The organism is Microbacterium ulmi, from assembly GCF_011759705.1.
GTDB classification, from domain to species: Bacteria; Actinomycetota; Actinomycetes; order Actinomycetales; family Microbacteriaceae; genus Microbacterium; species Microbacterium ulmi.
In genome coordinates, this window is the sequence record NZ_JAAOZF010000001.1 from 1,394,842 (window position 1) to 1,410,357 (window position 15,516).

Sequence of the window (15,516 nt, forward strand, 5' to 3'; positions counted from 1 at the left end):
CCCATGAGCGACGACGACCCGACCCGCAGCCTGGCGCGGCTGCGAGGCAGCATCGACAACATCGACGCGGCGCTCATCCACCTGCTCGCCGAGCGCTTCAAGGCCACGCAGCAGGTGGGCGTGCTCAAGGCGGAGCACGGGATGCCCGCGTCGGATCCCGCGCGCGAGGATCAGCAGATCGCGCGCCTGCGCCGTCTCGCGGAAGAGGCCGACCTCGACCCCGAGTTCGCGGAGAAGTGGTTCAACTTCGTCGTGGCCGAGGTCATCCGCCACCACACCGCGGCAGCCGACGCGCGCTGACGCGCGAGCCCGCGTTCACTGCTGCACGCCCGACTGGCTGTCGAGCGGGTGCAGCTTGAGGCGGAGACACGAGATGCGGCCGGGGATGACCGCGGCCGTCCCATCGCTCATGACGCAGGTGGTGAAGGCGTCGGGGACGACGCCGGGCGGGAGGTCCGTGGCCAGCGGGTCGTGGGACGGATCCAGGGCGCCGGATGCCCACACATCGGCGCAGGTCTGCTGAGCGTTGTCGATCGCTTCGGCTGCGTTGCCATCGCTCATAGCGACGGCGACGCCCTCGTAGGTGCCGTCGGCGTGGATGGCGGCCTGTGCGAAGCAGTGCACGACCATCGGCTGGGTGACCGGCTCGTCGCTGAGCCAGATCGTGCCCGCGACGGCGAGTCCGCCGACGGCGAAGACGGACGTGACGATGGCGACGCGGCCCCAGACTGTGTGCCACCACCTGGGTCGGGTGAGGTCTGCGCGCATCCGGCTGAGGACGGCATGTTCGATCTCGACGCTGTGGGGCATTGCGCGCTGCTCGCTCACGATGACACCTCCGCGATCAGATGCTGGTGGGGGCCGAGGCGGTCACGCAGTTTCGCCTTCGCGCGGGACAGACGGGACTTCACCGTCCCCTCGGGGATGCCGAGAACGGCCGCGGCGTCTCGGATGCTCATCTCTTCCACGATGCAGAGCACGATGACGCTGGCGTCCTGCGCGGACGCTTCCGCGAGCGCCTTCCTCACAGCCTGCGTGATGGCCTTGCCGTCGACGACGCGGGCGACTTCGTCGGCGTGGTCGGGGAAGGCGTCGGCGCTCGGGATGTGGTTCAGGAGCCTCTTGTATCGGCGCTGCCCGCGGAGCTTGTTCTTGGCCGCGTATGCGACGACGGTGAGAAGCCACGGCAGGACCGACTGGTCGACGATCCGCACGTGCTCGCGTCTGCGCCACAGCTCGAGGAAGGCAGCGCCGACGACCTCCTCCGCGTCCCAGCTGGTCTGCGTCATCCGCAGTGCTGCGGCGTAGAGCCGCCGCTCGTGCCGGGCGATGAGCTGCCGCAGCGCCGACTCGTCGCCGTGAACGACGCGGAAGAGCAGGTCTGAGTCCGGGATCGGGTGTGGGTGTGGCTCGTGCACGGCGACCTATCGACAGCGGCTGCTCTCACGCGTGTGGAGCGACCTGAACACGATATGTGCTCGGGATGCGGGGCAGACGCGCCCTGTGGAGAGCTGCCCCGGGTCTACGGGGTCGCGCGACGCAGCGTGAGGTACGACACCCCCGCCAGCACGACGCCGAGCACGAGGCCCCATCCGGCGAGGCCCACAGCGCCCGCCGTCGCGAACCACGTTCCCAGCTGCGCCCAGGCGTTCGTCCGGATGACGAGCCACAGGAGCCCGACGAGCGCGAGCCCGATGCCCACGAGCGTGACGACGAGCCGCAGCGTGCCGAAACGCTTGTAGATCGTCGCCGCCCAGAAGCCGAAGACGAAGAAGAGCATCGCGATGACGAAGTAGAAGAAGGCGGCCGCGAGGGGTCCTCCTTCCCACACCCAGGCGAGGTAGAAGAAGTACCCGTTGACGCCCCATCCGGTTGTCGCCTGCTCGATCAGCCCGCCGACGACGAAGACGATTGCGAGGAGCACCGCCGTCATGCCGGCCGTCAGCAGCGTGCCGAGGAAGAACTCCCGGCGCGTGACGCTCATCGCCTGCGAGAACGGGAACGTGAATGTCAGCGCCTGGATGCCGATCGCGAGGAAGTACCACAGCGGCGCCTGCGACCCGCCGCTCCATTTGACGCCGTCGTACGGGATCATCGACCAGATCACGATCGAGAGCAGGAGCGACCCCGAAAGGATGATGAGCGGGATCCAGACGAACGTCTGACGGTTGACGAGCTGCATGCGCACGACGTTGACCGTGCGCGGCCACAGCGAGTCGCGGGTCTGCGCGGGGGTGATGGCGGTCACCGGTGGACTCCTTCGTCGATGGCATCGGGGAGATCGGCGGATGCCTCACTCCCCGTCGTGTGCTGGGTGAGTCGGACGATCAGCTGCTGCAGCGAGACGGGCCCGACCTCGAGCCCCGCGGCGGCGAGGCGTCGGCGCTCGTCCGGAGTGAGGCCGCCGAGCACCGTGACGGAGGTCACGCGCCCGAGGCTCTCGCGGTGGAGCACCTCGCGGCCGGCGACGAACGCCTCGACGGCGGCGGTGTCGCCGACGATCGACGCGGCGCGGTCGCGCACGGCATCCGTCTCCTCGTCGAGGATGATCCGCCCGCGGTCGATCACGAGCACACGCTCGAGAAGGTTCGCGACCTCGTCGATGAGGTGGCTCGACAGGATGACCGTGCGCGGATGCTCCGCGTAGTCCTCGAGGAGCCGGTCGTAGAAGATCTGGCGCGCGACGGCGTCCAGGCCGAGGTACGGCTCGTCGAAGAACGTGATCTCGGCGCGCGACGCGATGCCGATGATGACGCCGACCGCGGACAGCTGGCCGCGGGAGAGCTTCTTGATGGTCTTGCTCATGGGAAGCTGGAACTCGTCGACGAGCCTGTCGGCGAGCTCCTGGTTCCAGTGGGGGAAGAAGAGCCGCGCCGTGCGGAACGCGTGGCGGGGCTTCGCATCCTCCGGGTACTTCTGGCTCTCGCGCACGAAGCACATGCGGCTGAGCACGCGCGCGTTCTCGTACGGATGCTCTCCGAAGACCTTGACGTCGCCGCCCGTGGCGAAGTTCTGCGCCGTCAGGATCGACATGACTGTCGTCTTGCCGGCTCCGTTGCGTCCGAGCAGCCCGTAGATGCGGTCCTTCTCGATCGCGAAGCTCACGTCGTCGACGGCGACCGTCTCGCGGTAGCGCTTGGTGAGGTGCTGAACCTCGACGACAGCGGTCATCGTGGGGTCCTCTCGATGGTGGCGGATGCCGAGCCTTCTGCGCGTGCGCGCACGAGGTCGACGAGGTCGGCGGGCCCGAGCCCCAGCTTGCGGGCTTCGGCGAGGAGCGGGTCGACGTAGCGGTCCGCGAACGCCGCGAGCCGTTCGGTGCGCAGCAGGTCCCGCGCGCCGGGCGAGACGAACATCCCGATCCCGCGGCGCTTGTACAGCACGCCCTTGTCGGCGAGCATCGCGATCCCCTTCGCTGCCGTCGCGGGATTGACGCGATAGAAGACGGCGAGCTCGTTCGTCGATGGGGCCTGTCCCTCTGCGGGAAGGCTCCCGTCGATGATCGAGTCCTCGACGCTCTCCGCGATCTGGAGGAAGAGCGCCCGTCCTTCTTCGATCACGTGTGCTCCGCTTGCTCGGTTACTTACTTGACTAACTAACCATGCAACAAGTCCGCACGACTGTCAACCCTCGGCGGATGCCGTTGACCGCGGTCACGGGCGGCAATAGGTTCGCACCATGTCCGCGCCCGCCGTCATCCCTCACGCGGAGGACCCCGTCGTGACGATGCGCCCGGACGACGTGCGCGCGCTCGGTTCGGCCCACCGCGCCGGCTTCGACGTCGAGACGATGCCCGACGTCGTCCAGCTCGACAAGCCGTACCCGGGCGGCCAGGAGATCATCGACTCCGGCGCCGTGTTCGACGCCCTCCGCGACCGCGCGGATGCCGCTCGCATCCGCCTCGGGGCCTTGCCGGCGGAGTTCCTGCGCGAGTTCCTGCTCAGGCCCGTCGCGACCGCCGTGCTGCACGAGGCCTGCGCGGACCGGCCGCCGCTCGGCGAAGACCACACCGATGCGATCGCGCGTGCCTGCCGCACGTCGTGGGATCTCCCCTGCCACGCATGATCTCCTCACCCGTCGCGTTCGTCCTGGGGGGCGGCGGCGTCCGGGGCGCCGTCGAGGTCGGGATGCTGCACGCCCTGCTCGAGCGCGGCATCCGTCCCCAGCTCGTCGTGGGCACCTCGATCGGCGCGATCAACGGCGCACAGGTCGCGGCCGATCCGAGCCTCGCGGTGATCGACAGGCTCATCGACTCATGGGCATCGCCCGAGGCGGCCGCCGTATACGGCGACGGCTTCCTCACGCAGACGCGGCGGCTCGTGAGGACGCGCACGCACCTCAACTCGCCGCAGCCCCTGCGGGAGCTGCTCGAGCGAAGGCTCGGGGCCGACGCGACGTTCGAGGGCCTCGCCGTGCCGCTCAAGGTCGTCGCGGCGTCGATCGAGCGCGCGGCCGAGCGCGTGTTCGAGTCGGGTCCGCTCATCGACGCGATCATGGCGTCCGCGGCCGTGCCAGGTCTGTTCCCCGCCGCGGTGATCGACGGCGAGCACTTCATCGACGGCGGGGTCGTGAACTCCATCCCGATCGGCCCAGCCGTCGCGGCGGGGGCACGGACGATCTTCGTGCTGCAGGTGGGGCGCGTCGAAGAGCCGCTGGAGCCTCCGCGCACGGCCATGGAGACGGCGCGGGTCGCCTTCGAGATCGCGCGCCGGCACCGCTACGCGTGGGACGTGTCGCACCTGCCCGCCGACGTGCGGCTGCACGTCCTGCCCAGCGGAGGGTCGCTCGACGGCGACGACTCGCTCATGGCGTACCGGCGCACCTCGACCGTCCGCGCCCGCATCGACCGCGCCTACGCGGCGGCCCATGCGTATCTCGAGGAGATCGCATGAGGATCCCGCCGCGGTGGCTGCGGCGCGTCGTCTTCGCGCCGCTCCTCGTGGTCGCGACGGCGTTCGTGATCGGCCTCGAGCCGCTCTGGCTCATCGTCGCGCTCGCCCTGACCTCGCTCGTTCCCGGGCGCTTCCGGCTTCCGCGCGTCGTCCTCCTCGCGACGGTCTACCTCCTGTGGGACACGGCGCTCGTCGTCGTGCTCTTCGTGCTGTGGATCGCCTCGGGCTTCGGCTGGAAGCTGCGCTCGCCGGCGTTCCTGCGCGCGCACTATCGCGTGGGCGCGTGGGCGCTGCGGGCGCTGTTCTGGGTGTTCGGCGGAGTTCTGCGGCTCGACATCGTCACGACGGGATCGGATGATCCGGATGCCGCCGCCGCCCACGCCGACTTCCAGGCGCTCCTCTCGCCCGGCGCGCCGCTCGTCCTCGCCGCCCGGCACGGCGGTCCGGGCGACTCGTTCATCCTCGTCCACACGCTCCTGAACGCGGTCGACCGCGAGCCGCGCATCGTCCTCAAGGACACGCTGCAGTGGGACCCCGGCATCGACATCCTGCTCAATCGCCTGCCGACACGGTTCATCACCCCCTCGGGGTTCGGCGCGAAGCGCGCGGGCGGCGGCGTGGGAGTCGAGGAGCGCATCGCCGACCTCGCGACAGGCCTCGACGACGACGACGCGCTCGTGATCTTCCCCGAGGGCGGCCAGGTGTCGGCGAAGCGCAGGCGCAGCCGCATCGAACGGCTGCGCACTTCGGGGCGCATCGAGCTCGCCCAGCGCGCGCGGGCCCTTCGCCACGTCATGCCGCCGCAGCCGGGTGGAGTGCATGCGGCGCTGGATGCCGCGCCCGACGCCGACATGGTCTTCATCGGCCACACGGGCCTCGATCGGCTCCTCACCCTCGGCGACATCTGGCGCGAGCTGCCGATGGACAAGCGCATCACGATGCACGCGTGGCGCGTGCCGCACGCGGAGATCCCGCAGGGCCGCGACGCACAGGCCGAGTGGCTGTTCGCGTGGTTCGAGCGCATCGACGCGTGGATCGAGGAGCACAATCCCCTCGACGCATGAGCGCGAGGCTCCGGGCGGGCGGGGTCAGCCGGCCGCGGGCGGGCTGTCGCGGCGCGGTGCGCGCGACGGCACGGGCCACGGCCCCGCGGGGTCGGGTCGCGGCGTCGGAGCCGGGGAGGCCGCGGCATCCGCCTGTCCCGCCTCGGGGTCCTGCGCCGCCTCGGCGTCGTGCGCCGCCTCGGGCGCCTGCGCGACCGAGCCCGTCGTGAGCTCGAGCGCGACCTTCTCCTCGAGCACGACGATCGCCTCGTCCGAGAGCGAGATGAGCCCGTCGAGCTCCTGCCGCACGCGCCGATACGCGAGCTGGCGCTCGGCCGGCGTCGCGGCCTTGTCGATCGCGACGGTGAGCAGCTGCTTGGCGGTGTCGAGGCGCTTGCGCTCGACCTCCGAGAACGACGAGTCCTTGATGCGGCGCGCGTCGCGCTCGGCGAGATCGAACGCGACCTCGTAGTCGGTCACGGCCGTGCGGTACTCCGCGAGCTGCTCGCTCGTGAGCTTCGCCTTGACGGAGGCCGGGCGCAGTCCGTCGGCGACGCGCTTCGCGCGCAGGAACGATGCCGTGAGCGGCTGGCGTCCGTCGCTCATGGCGGGGAACGCGATGAGCTTCGCGACGTCGAGCTCGTAGTCGAGCCAGCGCGCCGTCACGGCGTCGTGGGCCTTGAACAGGCGCTCGAGCTGGCTGCGCTGCGGGTCGGGGGCGGGCTCGGCGGCGGGGATCGCAGCAGTCGGGAACCCGGCCGAGGCGGGGAGCGGTGCGCGCCCGCGCGCGGCCGCCTCTGCCGCCTTCAGCTCGGCCTTCGCGTGCAGGACCTCGAGGCGCTGCTTGTGCCTGCGGCGCGACCGGCGCTCCCAGGCGCTGCCGACCGACGCCATCACGCCGAACAGCGGAAAGGCGAGCCACCAGAAGTTGCCGAGGAACTCGAAGACCGGACCCACCCTGTCATGGTAGCCGCGCGTTCGACGCGGCGGCCGGGCTCAAGGCGAGCCCGAAGGCTTCGACGTGCGCGAGGGGACGGGCCACACCCCCTCCGCGGGGCGCTCGGACGGGCTCGGTGCTGCCGTGGGAGGCGGGGCCGAGCCGAGCACCTCGCGCCAGCGGATCGTGCGGAGCCGGTCGGTCGCCGCTTCGCTGAACGCGACGGCGGCCTCGACGAACGCCGAGCCGGTCGTCCGCGCAGGCTCGGGCAGCTCGCCGCGCGCCGCCGCGATCGCCGCGCGCTCGGCCGCGTCGAACGCGAGCTCGGCCGCCCGCACGGCGGCGCTGTAGCGCGCGAACTCGACGGGCATCACACGGGTCTGCTCCGCCGCAGGCCGAAGGCGGCGCGCCTCGCGGTGCGCACGGAGGAAGGCGAGGGTCGCGGGATGCCGCGCGTCGAGCAGCTGCGGGAACGCGAGCGCACGCGCGGCATCCGTCTCGTACTCCATCCACCGCGCCGTGACGGCGTCGTCGGCGGCCATGAGGCGCTGCAGGGGAAGAGGATCAGCCTTCGACGCCGAGTGGTATCGCTGCAGCGCGGCCTTCGTGCGGGCATGGGTCGCGCGCACCAGCAGCGACGCGGCCCGCTGCGCGTCCTTCGCGGCCTGGTGCGCGCGGCGTGCGGCTGCCGCGTCCGGCGCCCCCGCGACGGGAGGATACGTCTGCGCGCGCGCGGCGAGCACCTCGGCCTGTGCCGAGCGCGTCTGTGCCCGCGCTGCGACGAGGGCCGCTCGGGCCGCGCGCTCATGGTGCCGTGCCGCGTCGACCTCGAGTCTGCGTGCACGGCGCCGGCTCGTCGTGAGGGCGCCGTAACTCACGGCTCCGGCACCCACGACCGCCGGAGCGATCCACCACCAGTCGGCGGCAACCGCGAGGATCTGCTCCACGCTGTCATGCTAACCGGCAGCCCGCCCGCCATGGTCGGGTTCGGGGCGGATGCACACCGTGACGCCCGCACGGCCGCTGTTCGCCCGATGTCAGCCGAAGAGCAGGGCGAAGACCGTCGCGCCGCCGCCGACGAGGATGAGCGAGACGATCACGACCCACGCGACGATCTTGGTGCGGCGCCCGCGGACGTCTGCGAAGCCGGCGTACTCGTCGTCGTTCTCAGGCATGGGTCCAGTTTAGGGTGCGGGCTCGGACACCGTCGGGCCGAAGACGCCGGGAAGCGTCGACGTCGACAGGTCGCGCAGCTCGGCGAGCGGCACCGTGAACAGGCCCTGCACCTCGAGCGCGGCGGGGTCGCCGTCGGCCGCGGAGTCGGTCACGCCGATCCGCAGCACGGGGTAGCCGCGGCCCTCGCAGAGCCCGCGGAACTTGACGTCGTCTTCGCGGGGCACCGTCACGATGACGCGGCCCGTCGACTCCGAGAACAGCGCGGTCGCGGCATCCACCCCGTCGCGCTCCATGATCTCGGAGAGCCACACACGCGCGCCCACGCCGAAGCGCATGACGGCCTCGGCGAGCGCCTGCGCGAGACCCCCGGACGAGAGGTCGTGCGCCGAGGAGACGAGCGACTGCTGGGATGCCGCGTGCAGCAGCTCCGCGAGCCGCTTCTCGTGCGCCAGATCGACGGCCGGCGGGCGGCCGCCGAGGTGGTCGTGGATCGTTCCGGCCCACTGCGAGCCGCTCAGCTCGGTCGCCGTGACGCCGAGGAGGTAGACGTTCTCGCCCTGGTCCTGCCATCCCGACGGGATGCGCCGCGCGACGTCGTCGATGATGCCGAGCACGCCGACGACGGGTGTCGGGAAGATCGGGACGTCGCCTGTCTGGTTGTAGAACGACACGTTTCCGCCCGTGACGGGGATGCCGAGCTCGAGGCATCCGTCCGACAGACCGTCGACGGCCTGCGAGAACTGCCACATGACCTCGGGGTTCTCGGGGCTGCCGAAGTTGAGGCAGTCGGTGACCGCCGTGGGCTCGGCGCCCGTCACCGCGACGTTGCGATACGCCTCGGCGAGCGCGAGCTTGGCACCCTGGTACGGGTCGAGCTGGCAGTAGCGGCCGTTGCAGTCCGTCGCGATCGCGAAGCCGAGACCCGAGTGCTCGTCGACGCGCACCATGCCGGCGTCGTCGGGGAACGACAGGGCGGTGTTGCCCATGACGTAGTAGTCGTACTGGTTCGTGATCCAGGAGGTGTCGGCGAGGTTGGGGCTCGCGACGAGCCGCGTGAACTGGTCGCGCAGCGTCTGGGGGTCGTCGGTGCGGGGGAGGGCCGATGCCGAGTCGTCCTGCAGCGCGTCGATCCACGCCGGGTAGGCCACGGGGCGCTCGTAGACGGGGCCGTCGACGGCGACGGTCGACGGATCGACGTTCACGATCTCCTCGCCGTGCCAGAAGATCTGGAGGCGCCCGTCGCCCGTGACCTCGCCGAGGACGCTCGTCTCGACATCCCACTTCGTCGTCACGGCGAGGAACGCGTCGAGCTTCTCGGGTGCGACGATGGCCATCATGCGCTCCTGGCTCTCGCTCATGAGGATCTCCTCGGGCGTGAGCGTCGGGTCGCGCAGCAGCACCTTCTCGAGGTCGACGCGCATGCCCGACCCGCCGTTCGCGGCGAGCTCGCTGGTCGCGCACGAGATGCCGGCGGCGCCCAGGTCCTGGATCGCCTCGACGAGGTCGCCCTTGTACAGCTCGAGGCAGCACTCGATGAGCACCTTCTCGGCGAAGGGGTCGCCGACCTGCACGGCGGGGCGCTTCGTGGGGCCGCCGGAGGCGAACGTGTCGGACGCGAGGATGGATGCCCCGCCGATGCCGTCGCCGCCCGTGCGGGCGCCGAAGAGCACGACCTGGTTTCCGGCGCCGCTCGCGTTGGCGAGCTTCAGATCTTCGTGGCGGAGGACGCCCACCGCGAGGGCGTTGACCAGCGGATTGCCCTGATACACGGCGTCGAACACGGTCTCGCCGCCGATGTTGGGCAGGCCCAGGCAGTTGCCGTAGAACGAGATTCCGCTGACGACGCCGTGCACGACGCGCGCCGTGTCGGGGTCGTCGATCGCGCCGAAGCGCAGCTGGTCCATGACGGCGACGGGCCGCGCGCCCATCGAGATGATGTCGCGGACGATGCCTCCGACGCCGGTCGCGGCGCCCTGGAACGGCTCGATGTAGCTCGGGTGGTTGTGCGACTCGACCTTGAAGGTCACGGCCCAGCCCTCGCCGATGTCGACGACGCCGGCATTCTGGCCCATGCCCACCATGAGACGCTCGCGCATCTCGTCCGAGACCTTCTCGCCGAACTTGCGCAGGTAGATCTTGCTCGACTTGTACGAGCAGTGCTCGCTCCACATGACGGAGTACATCGCGAGCTCTCCGCTCGTGGGACGCCGGCCGAGGATCTCGCGGATCTGCGCGTACTCGTCGGGCTTGAGGCCGAGCGCCGCGAAGGGCTGCTCGCGCTCGGGCGTGGCGATCGCGTTGTCGACGGTGTCTGCGACGGCGGTCTTGAGGGAGGGGGTGGTCACGCGGCTCAACTCCAGGAATCGGGGATGCCGGACGGTCCAAGTCTAGTCGGGGGTGTCAGGGGGACCGGCCCTGAGCTGCTCAGGACGCCTGCCCGCCGAAGACGTCGACGGCGTAGCCCCCGGATGCGGTGGCCAGCCGTGAGTCGTTCGTCCAGAGGGCCGTGCAGCCGCCGAGCTCGGCGGCCGCGAGGTGGAGTGCGTCGATCGTCTTGAGGCTCGGACTCGCGGCCCGGAGCTCGGTCGCGCGAAGACAGCCGGAAAGGCTGAGGTCGACGAGTTCCAACTCGGCGAACAGGGTGCCGAAGCCGTGGAGCAGCGTCTCATCGCTCCTGCGGAGCGGGCCGACGAGCGCTTCGGTCATCACGAGAGGGCTGATCGCGAACCGCTCGTCGTCTCCGCGCAGGAGGGCGCGGGCTGCCTCCCCGAGCGCTCCCGGATCCTCGACGGCGTAGATCAGGAAGCATGTGTCGAGGTAGATCACTCACGAGCCTCGCGCAGCTCACGGATGTCGGCTTCGACCTCCTCGGACGTACGGCCTCCGAGCGGTACCGGATGCGCAGCGAACCACTCCGCAAGCCTCCGTCCGGAGCCCAGCGGAGGTCGCTCCGGCGCCTCAGGCTCCGCCGGCACGATCCTGGCGACGGGCTTGCCCCTCCGCATGATCGTGACCTCTGCGCCCGACTCGACGGCGGCGATGAGGCGGGACAGGTTGTTGCGCGCCTCGAGGATGTTGTACGCGGCCATGAGTCCATTCTAGCCAGGGTCCTGGCCAGGTCTTCGGACTCCGGCAGGATTAGGCTGGCGGATCATGCTGAACCTCGGCTTTCCGCGCGATCTCGTCATGACCGGCGCGATCTTCGGGCTGGCCGCCTTCGTGTGGGCGGGGTGGGCGCAGGAGAAGCCGCCGATGCACTGGGCGTGGCGGGTCGTGCTCGGCATCCTGTCTCTCGCGGGCATCGCGCTCGCGGCGCTGAGCATCCCGACGGCGATCCGCAGCTGGAGCACGCCGACCGTGATCGACCCGAAGTCTGCGGCGTTCGTCGTCTACATCGTCGTGTTCTGGATCGAGGTCGCAGCCTGCATCGCGCTCGCGATCTGGGCGACGCGTTCCGGCCGGCCGGATCTCATCGCGCCGCTCATCCTGGCCGTCGTCGGCATCCACTTCCTCCCCCTCGCGGCGGTGTTCGGGCAGCCGATCATGGCGGTCGCGGGGGTGCTGCTCACGGCGATCGCCGTCGTCGCGGCCTTCGTTCCGGCGGATCACGTTGCGCGCAGCTTCTGGTGCGGTGTCTTCGGCGCTCCCGTGCTCCTCGCCGTCGGCGCGTGGTGCGCGGTCGCGGGGACGCAGGCGCTGCGCTCGGGCTGAGTGCGCCGCACGCGCCCGCCGGGCCGCAGAGACCATGGACCGGCAAGCACGCACAGCAGCGACCGACGCGTGGGCGGGGCGCCTACCCCTACGGATCAGCGAGCTTCTCGCGGGCGAGCAGCGCATCCCGCAGGGCCGCGCGAGACGTGATGCCCAGTTTGGGGAACACCCGATACAGGTGTGCGGAGACGGTTCGGGGCGACATGAGCAGCTGCGAAGCGATCTGACGGTTGGTCAAGCCGGTTGCGGCGAGCATGGCGACCTCCCGTTCGTGAGGGGTGAGCGAGAGGGCGTACGTCTCCTTCGACGAATGCCGATGCGCGGAAGTGGCTGCCAACTCTGTCTCCGCGCGCCGCATCCATCCTTCCGCGCCGAGTGACTCGAAGGTGTCGCGGGCCGTCTCCAGCATCTTCCTGGCGTCTCGCGATCGACGAATCCGGCGGAGACGTTCTCCGTATGCGAGCTGCACCCGGGCGACATCGAACGGCCATTGCTGTATCCCAGGGTGCGCGAGTGCGGTGTCGAACTTCGCTGCCGCCGTCGCGTCATCCGCAACCAGCGCGGTCGCCGCATCGGCGACGAGCGCGTACCGTGCGGAGAGTCGCGCAATGTCCGCCGACTGCAGCGCCTCGGCGTGGGCATTCGCCTCGGACACTCTCCCAGAACGATACGCCGCGTCCATGAGGTCGAACGCGGACCACAGTGCCTGTGGCTTATGGGGGAGCAGCGTGCCTGGCGGGGTGATCGCCGATGCGTGCGCGTAAGCCTCCTCGAACTCTCCCGATCCGAGCGTCGCGCGCGCGAGAGCATGATTCGCCCACTCCGTGAAGATGCCGAGTTGACGCGGCACAGCCCACTCGAGAATGCAGTCGCACTCCCTGCGGCAGGCCTCGACGTCACCGCGGTTGGCGGCGATGAGCGCCAACGTATAGTGCGACCCCATGCCGTAGAGGCGGAATCCGCGGTCGTCCCACAAGGTCTTCGCCTCGGCGGCATATCGGGCTGCTTCGTCCCACCGGCCCGCGTTGACCTCCTCGTGCGCGATGATGTTCATCGCCATCATCGCCGACCCGACCGCGCCACCGCCCCGACCATCGTCGATGATTCGGAGCAGCGGCTCGCGGCACTGCGTCAGCCGGTCGACGTAGAAGGCGGCGATCGCGACCCGGACGATGACGCCGTCGTCCTCGCTCGACTCGAGCTGGTGAACTTGCTCATCGAGCACTCGCAAGGTCTCTGCAGAGGCCCGGACAGGATCGACCAATGTCTCCGCGAGCAGCCGCACATGCATCGGAGCCGCCGGGCCGAGGCGACTCATCGCGCCGTGATACGCCGGCCAATAGTCGTCACGTGCGGCGTAGTGGCAGAGCAGCGTCAGCGTGTAGAGGCCTTCTGCAAGACCCTCCAGGTCTGGATCGGACTCGTCCAGAGCAGACTCGATGGCATCCACCAGGAGGTGATACGCCGTTCCCGCATCTCCTTCAGTGTTGAGAAGCAAGTACGCGGTAGCGGCCGCGGCATGAAGTGTCGAGTCGAAGCCCGGATCGCCTCGGCGGGCGTCGCGAAGCAGCTCAACGGCCCTGTCCAGCTGTCCGGCCGAGTGAGCGCCGATGAAGGCCGCGTCCGCGAGTCGCCTTCCCCGGGCCTCCCGGTCGGGGCTGAGCTCCGCAGCCCGAATGAGCTTGGACACTGCGCCCACGACATCTCCGCGCTCGAGCGTCAGATGGGCGGCGGCCTCGATGGCAGCCGCCACGCCCGCATCCGGCGCGTGGGTGGCTTGCGCGAGATGGTGGCCGCGCAGTTCCGGCTGGTCGATCAGCACGTCCGCGAGGCGCCGGTGTGCGACGCTTCGCTCCTCGAGCGTCGAGCTCTCCACGAGCGCGGACTTGATCATGGGATGCCGGAACTCGAGTGCGGAGGTCCTGTCGTCCAGTGCGATGAGGTGGTCCGCCTCCGCGGGTCCGAGATCGTGGAGGCTCGTGGTCGCAGCTGCCGCAGTGAGCAGCCGAAGGTCTCCCGATCCCTCCAGCGCCGCAAGCAGCAGCAGACGCCTGGTCGATACCGGGAGTCTTCGATCCTCTCGAGGTAGAGCGCACGCACTTCCCGGCTCGTGCCGCTGGTCACGGCTGGTTGCCTTCGGGAGGTCGGAGGACGCGATGCCGCCGCCGCGAACTCCAGCAGCGCCAGGGGATTTCCTTGTGCGTCATCGACTATCTGACGGGCAACCCGTGACGAGAGGTGGACGAAGGTCCGTTTCAGCAGGTCGAGCGCTGCCTCTTCGGACAGTGGTCGGACATCCATCTGCGGCATCCCCGCGCGCTCGAAGAAGCTGGACAGGCCTGCTCTTGTCGCACCGAGCATTCCGATCCGACTTCCTCTCAGTCGCCGGCCGATGAAGCCGACCACGGCACCGCTGGCGCGATCGAGCCAATGGAGGTCGTCGATGACGATCAGCAGCGGTGATGCGCTCGCGGCTTGCCGCAGAAGGGCGAGCGTGGCGTTGAGCAGAGTGAGTCGTTCTGGAGGTGGCCCGGGCCCTCTTCCCACCGCGACCTCGATAGCGATTCGGCTTGCCCGCGGCAGGTTCCGCAGTTCCTCGGCTATCGGATCGACGATCTGATGCAGGCCGGCGAAGCTGACGTCGGACTCGTACTCGATTCCCGCACCCGAGACGACCCGGAACCCTCCATCGAGAGCCAGCATCTCTGCAGCCGAGAGAAGGGCGGTCTTCCCGACGCCGGGATCGCCCGTCACCACCAGCGGCGAGCCGTCGACCGCGGCGCCGTCCAGGAAGGTGGAGATCGTCTCCAGTTCAGCGGCGCGGCCGACGAGCGCGACGGGCGCAGAATCAAAATGGGTCATCGGTCGCTCCCCTGCTCCGATGCTGTTCGACCTTCGGGTGCCGTTGCCACGACCCTAACCCTCAGACGAATCCGGCGCAGTCGCAGCCGTCGAGCAACGCAGTCATTTGACCGACGCTGTCGAACCCAGTCAGCCGCGAGAGTGGGCCGCACGTTGTCGAACATCGCACAAGGAGCCGCCCCGATGCGAACAACCATCATCCTCGTCCATGGCGCATTCGCTGAATCGTCCAGCTGGTCGGCGGTCGCACGGAAGCTCACCGACGCCGGCCACCACGTCATCGCCTACGCCAATCCCCTCCGCTCGATCGCCGAAGACGCGGCGGGGCTCACGGACCTCGTCAGAACGATCGACGGTCCGATCGTGCTCGCGGGTCACTCCTACGGCGGCGCGGTCCTCACCAACGTCCCGGGCGATGCGGGTGACATCACGGCGCTCGTCTACGTCGCAGCGTTCGCGTTGCAGGCCGGGGAGGCTCCCGGCCAGGCCGCGGGACTCGTTCCCGGCGGAACACTAGGGGAGACGCTCGAGCGCGTGCCGCTCACCAGCGGCGGAGCAGACCTCTACATCGCACAGGACAAGTACCACGTGCAGTTCTGCGCCGACCTGCCCGCGGAGGAGGCCGCGCTCCTGGCCGTCACACAACGGCCGGTCACGGAGAGCGCCCTCGGTGAGCCGTCGGGCGCCACGCCCCTCTGGACGAGCGTTCCGAGCTGGTTCATCTTCGGAGACCAGGACAAGAACATCCCCGTGGGAGCGCACCGCATCATGGCCGAACGGGCTGAGGCGAGGGAGGTCGTCGAAGTCGAGGGCGCGTCCCACGTGGTGGGAAACTCGCATCCGTCCGAGACCGCTGAAGTCATCCTTCGCGCGGTGTCAGGCGCAGCGTGAGAAC

19 protein-coding genes are annotated in these 15,516 nt (G+C 70.0%); 6 read left to right on the plus strand and 13 right to left on the minus strand.

The window, feature by feature from the left end:
• Positions 1–3: 3 nt before the first annotated feature.
• Complete coding sequence (locus FHS08_RS06720; protein WP_167037001.1) at positions 4–300, plus strand: chorismate mutase; 297 nt, start codon at positions 4–6, stop codon at positions 298–300.
• A gap of 15 nt (positions 301–315) precedes the next feature.
• Here the strand turns inward: FHS08_RS06720 and FHS08_RS06725 are convergent, their stop codons facing one another.
• From FHS08_RS06725 to FHS08_RS06745, 5 genes are all read right to left on the minus strand, one after another.
• The gene (locus tag FHS08_RS06725) at positions 316–810 is read right to left on the minus strand and encodes a hypothetical protein (protein WP_167037004.1); all 495 of its coding nucleotides are present in this window, start codon (positions 808–810) and stop codon (positions 316–318) included.
• Between the two features lie 14 nt (positions 811–824).
• Positions 825–1,418, minus strand: coding sequence for a sigma-70 family RNA polymerase sigma factor (locus FHS08_RS06730; RefSeq protein ID WP_167037007.1), 594 nt, complete (start codon positions 1,416–1,418; stop codon positions 825–827).
• A gap of 104 nt (positions 1,419–1,522) precedes the next feature.
• A complete protein-coding gene (locus FHS08_RS06735) occupies positions 1,523–2,182 on the minus strand; it encodes a hypothetical protein (protein ID WP_167039699.1) in 660 nt (219 codons plus the stop codon).
• A gap of 62 nt (positions 2,183–2,244) precedes the next feature.
• Positions 2,245–3,171 carry an ABC transporter ATP-binding protein gene (locus tag FHS08_RS06740; protein ID WP_167037010.1) on the minus strand — a complete coding sequence of 309 codons (927 nt, stop codon included), beginning with the start codon at positions 3,169–3,171 and terminating at the stop codon, positions 2,245–2,247.
• Positions 3,168–3,560 (minus strand): GntR family transcriptional regulator, encoded by a 393-nt coding sequence (locus FHS08_RS06745; protein WP_167037013.1) that lies wholly within the window; start codon positions 3,558–3,560, stop codon positions 3,168–3,170. Before FHS08_RS06745 ends, FHS08_RS06740 begins: the two co-directional genes overlap by 4 nt.
• A gap of 118 nt (positions 3,561–3,678) precedes the next feature.
• Between FHS08_RS06745 and FHS08_RS06750 the strand changes: the two genes are divergently transcribed.
• The 3 genes from FHS08_RS06750 to FHS08_RS06760 are packed head-to-tail and all read left to right on the plus strand — an operon-like array spanning position 3,679 to position 5,956.
• Positions 3,679–4,065: a hypothetical protein gene (locus FHS08_RS06750; protein ID WP_167037016.1), complete on the plus strand. Its 387-nt coding sequence runs from the start codon at positions 3,679–3,681 to the stop codon at positions 4,063–4,065.
• On the plus strand, positions 4,062–4,892 hold the full coding sequence (locus FHS08_RS06755; protein WP_167037019.1) for a patatin-like phospholipase family protein: 831 nt from the start codon (positions 4,062–4,064) through the stop codon (positions 4,890–4,892). Before FHS08_RS06750 ends, FHS08_RS06755 begins: the two co-directional genes overlap by 4 nt.
• On the plus strand, positions 4,889–5,956 hold the full coding sequence (locus FHS08_RS06760) for a 1-acyl-sn-glycerol-3-phosphate acyltransferase (RefSeq protein ID WP_167037022.1): 1,068 nt from the start codon (positions 4,889–4,891) through the stop codon (positions 5,954–5,956). The genes FHS08_RS06755 and FHS08_RS06760 overlap by 4 nt, the downstream gene beginning before the upstream one ends.
• Before the next feature lie 24 nt (positions 5,957–5,980).
• Here FHS08_RS06760 and FHS08_RS06765 read toward each other — a convergent pair whose 3' ends face one another.
• The 6 genes from FHS08_RS06765 to FHS08_RS06790 form a co-directional block, all read right to left on the minus strand.
• The gene (locus FHS08_RS06765) at positions 5,981–6,892 is read right to left on the minus strand and encodes a hypothetical protein (RefSeq protein WP_167037025.1); all 912 of its coding nucleotides are present in this window, start codon (positions 6,890–6,892) and stop codon (positions 5,981–5,983) included.
• Positions 6,893–6,931: 39 nt separating this feature from the next.
• Entirely contained in the window at positions 6,932–7,819 is an 888-nt protein-coding gene (locus FHS08_RS06770; protein WP_167037028.1) for a hypothetical protein, read from the minus strand.
• A 90-nt stretch (positions 7,820–7,909) separates the two neighbouring features.
• Positions 7,910–8,047 carry a hypothetical protein gene (locus tag FHS08_RS06775; RefSeq protein WP_167037031.1) on the minus strand — a complete coding sequence of 46 codons (138 nt, stop codon included), beginning with the start codon at positions 8,045–8,047 and terminating at the stop codon, positions 7,910–7,912.
• A gap of 9 nt (positions 8,048–8,056) precedes the next feature.
• Entirely contained in the window at positions 8,057–10,393 is a 2,337-nt protein-coding gene (gene purL / locus FHS08_RS06780; protein ID WP_167037034.1) for a phosphoribosylformylglycinamidine synthase subunit PurL, read from the minus strand.
• A gap of 79 nt (positions 10,394–10,472) precedes the next feature.
• Complete coding sequence (locus FHS08_RS06785; protein ID WP_167037036.1) at positions 10,473–10,874, minus strand: PIN domain-containing protein; 402 nt, start codon at positions 10,872–10,874, stop codon at positions 10,473–10,475.
• Positions 10,871–11,137, minus strand: a complete 267-nt coding sequence (locus FHS08_RS06790; protein WP_167037039.1) for a type II toxin-antitoxin system Phd/YefM family antitoxin — start codon at positions 11,135–11,137, stop codon at positions 10,871–10,873. Before FHS08_RS06790 ends, FHS08_RS06785 begins: the two co-directional genes overlap by 4 nt.
• A gap of 64 nt (positions 11,138–11,201) precedes the next feature.
• Here FHS08_RS06790 and FHS08_RS06795 point away from each other — a divergent pair, with 64 nt between their 5' ends.
• Complete coding sequence (locus FHS08_RS06795; RefSeq protein WP_167037042.1) at positions 11,202–11,759, plus strand: hypothetical protein; 558 nt, start codon at positions 11,202–11,204, stop codon at positions 11,757–11,759.
• An 88-nt stretch (positions 11,760–11,847) separates the two neighbouring features.
• Here FHS08_RS06795 and FHS08_RS06800 read toward each other — a convergent pair whose 3' ends face one another.
• Positions 11,848–13,653 (minus strand): helix-turn-helix transcriptional regulator, encoded by a 1,806-nt coding sequence (locus tag FHS08_RS06800; protein WP_167037045.1) that lies wholly within the window; start codon positions 13,651–13,653, stop codon positions 11,848–11,850.
• Complete coding sequence (locus tag FHS08_RS06805; RefSeq protein ID WP_167037048.1) at positions 13,650–14,621, minus strand: AAA family ATPase; 972 nt, start codon at positions 14,619–14,621, stop codon at positions 13,650–13,652. The genes FHS08_RS06800 and FHS08_RS06805 overlap by 4 nt, the downstream gene beginning before the upstream one ends.
• A gap of 183 nt (positions 14,622–14,804) precedes the next feature.
• On the opposite strand from FHS08_RS06805, the gene FHS08_RS06810 reads away from it, so the two are divergent.
• Entirely contained in the window at positions 14,805–15,512 is a 708-nt protein-coding gene (locus FHS08_RS06810; protein ID WP_167037051.1) for an alpha/beta fold hydrolase, read from the plus strand.
• The last annotated feature ends 4 nt before the right edge of the window (positions 15,513–15,516 follow it).

Bases quoted from the DNA above. Each gene is read 5' to 3' on its own strand.
- FHS08_RS06740 (WP_167037010.1), bottom strand. From the start codon at position 3,171: ATGACCGCTGTCGTCGAGGTTCAGCACCTCACCAAGCGCTACCGCGAG.
- FHS08_RS06810 (WP_167037051.1), top strand. From the start codon at position 14,805: ATGCGAACAACCATCATCCTCGTCCATGGCGCATTCGCTGAATCGTCC.
- FHS08_RS06805 (WP_167037048.1), bottom strand. From the start codon at position 14,621: ATGACCCATTTTGATTCTGCGCCCGTCGCGCTCGTCGGCCGCGCCGCT.
- FHS08_RS06775 (WP_167037031.1), bottom strand. From the start codon at position 8,047: ATGCCTGAGAACGACGACGAGTACGCCGGCTTCGCAGACGTCCGCGGG.
- FHS08_RS06755 (WP_167037019.1), top strand. From the start codon at position 4,062: ATGATCTCCTCACCCGTCGCGTTCGTCCTGGGGGGCGGCGGCGTCCGG.
- FHS08_RS06790 (WP_167037039.1), bottom strand. From the start codon at position 11,137: ATGGCCGCGTACAACATCCTCGAGGCGCGCAACAACCTGTCCCGCCTC.
- FHS08_RS06725 (WP_167037004.1), bottom strand. From the start codon at position 810: ATGCCCCACAGCGTCGAGATCGAACATGCCGTCCTCAGCCGGATGCGC.
- FHS08_RS06760 (WP_167037022.1), top strand. From the start codon at position 4,889: ATGAGGATCCCGCCGCGGTGGCTGCGGCGCGTCGTCTTCGCGCCGCTC.
- FHS08_RS06720 (WP_167037001.1), top strand. From the start codon at position 4: ATGAGCGACGACGACCCGACCCGCAGCCTGGCGCGGCTGCGAGGCAGC.
- FHS08_RS06750 (WP_167037016.1), top strand. From the start codon at position 3,679: ATGTCCGCGCCCGCCGTCATCCCTCACGCGGAGGACCCCGTCGTGACG.
- FHS08_RS06735 (WP_167039699.1), bottom strand. From the start codon at position 2,182: ATGCAGCTCGTCAACCGTCAGACGTTCGTCTGGATCCCGCTCATCATC.
- FHS08_RS06800 (WP_167037045.1), bottom strand. From the start codon at position 13,653: ATGATCAAGTCCGCGCTCGTGGAGAGCTCGACGCTCGAGGAGCGAAGC.
- FHS08_RS06795 (WP_167037042.1), top strand. From the start codon at position 11,202: ATGCTGAACCTCGGCTTTCCGCGCGATCTCGTCATGACCGGCGCGATC.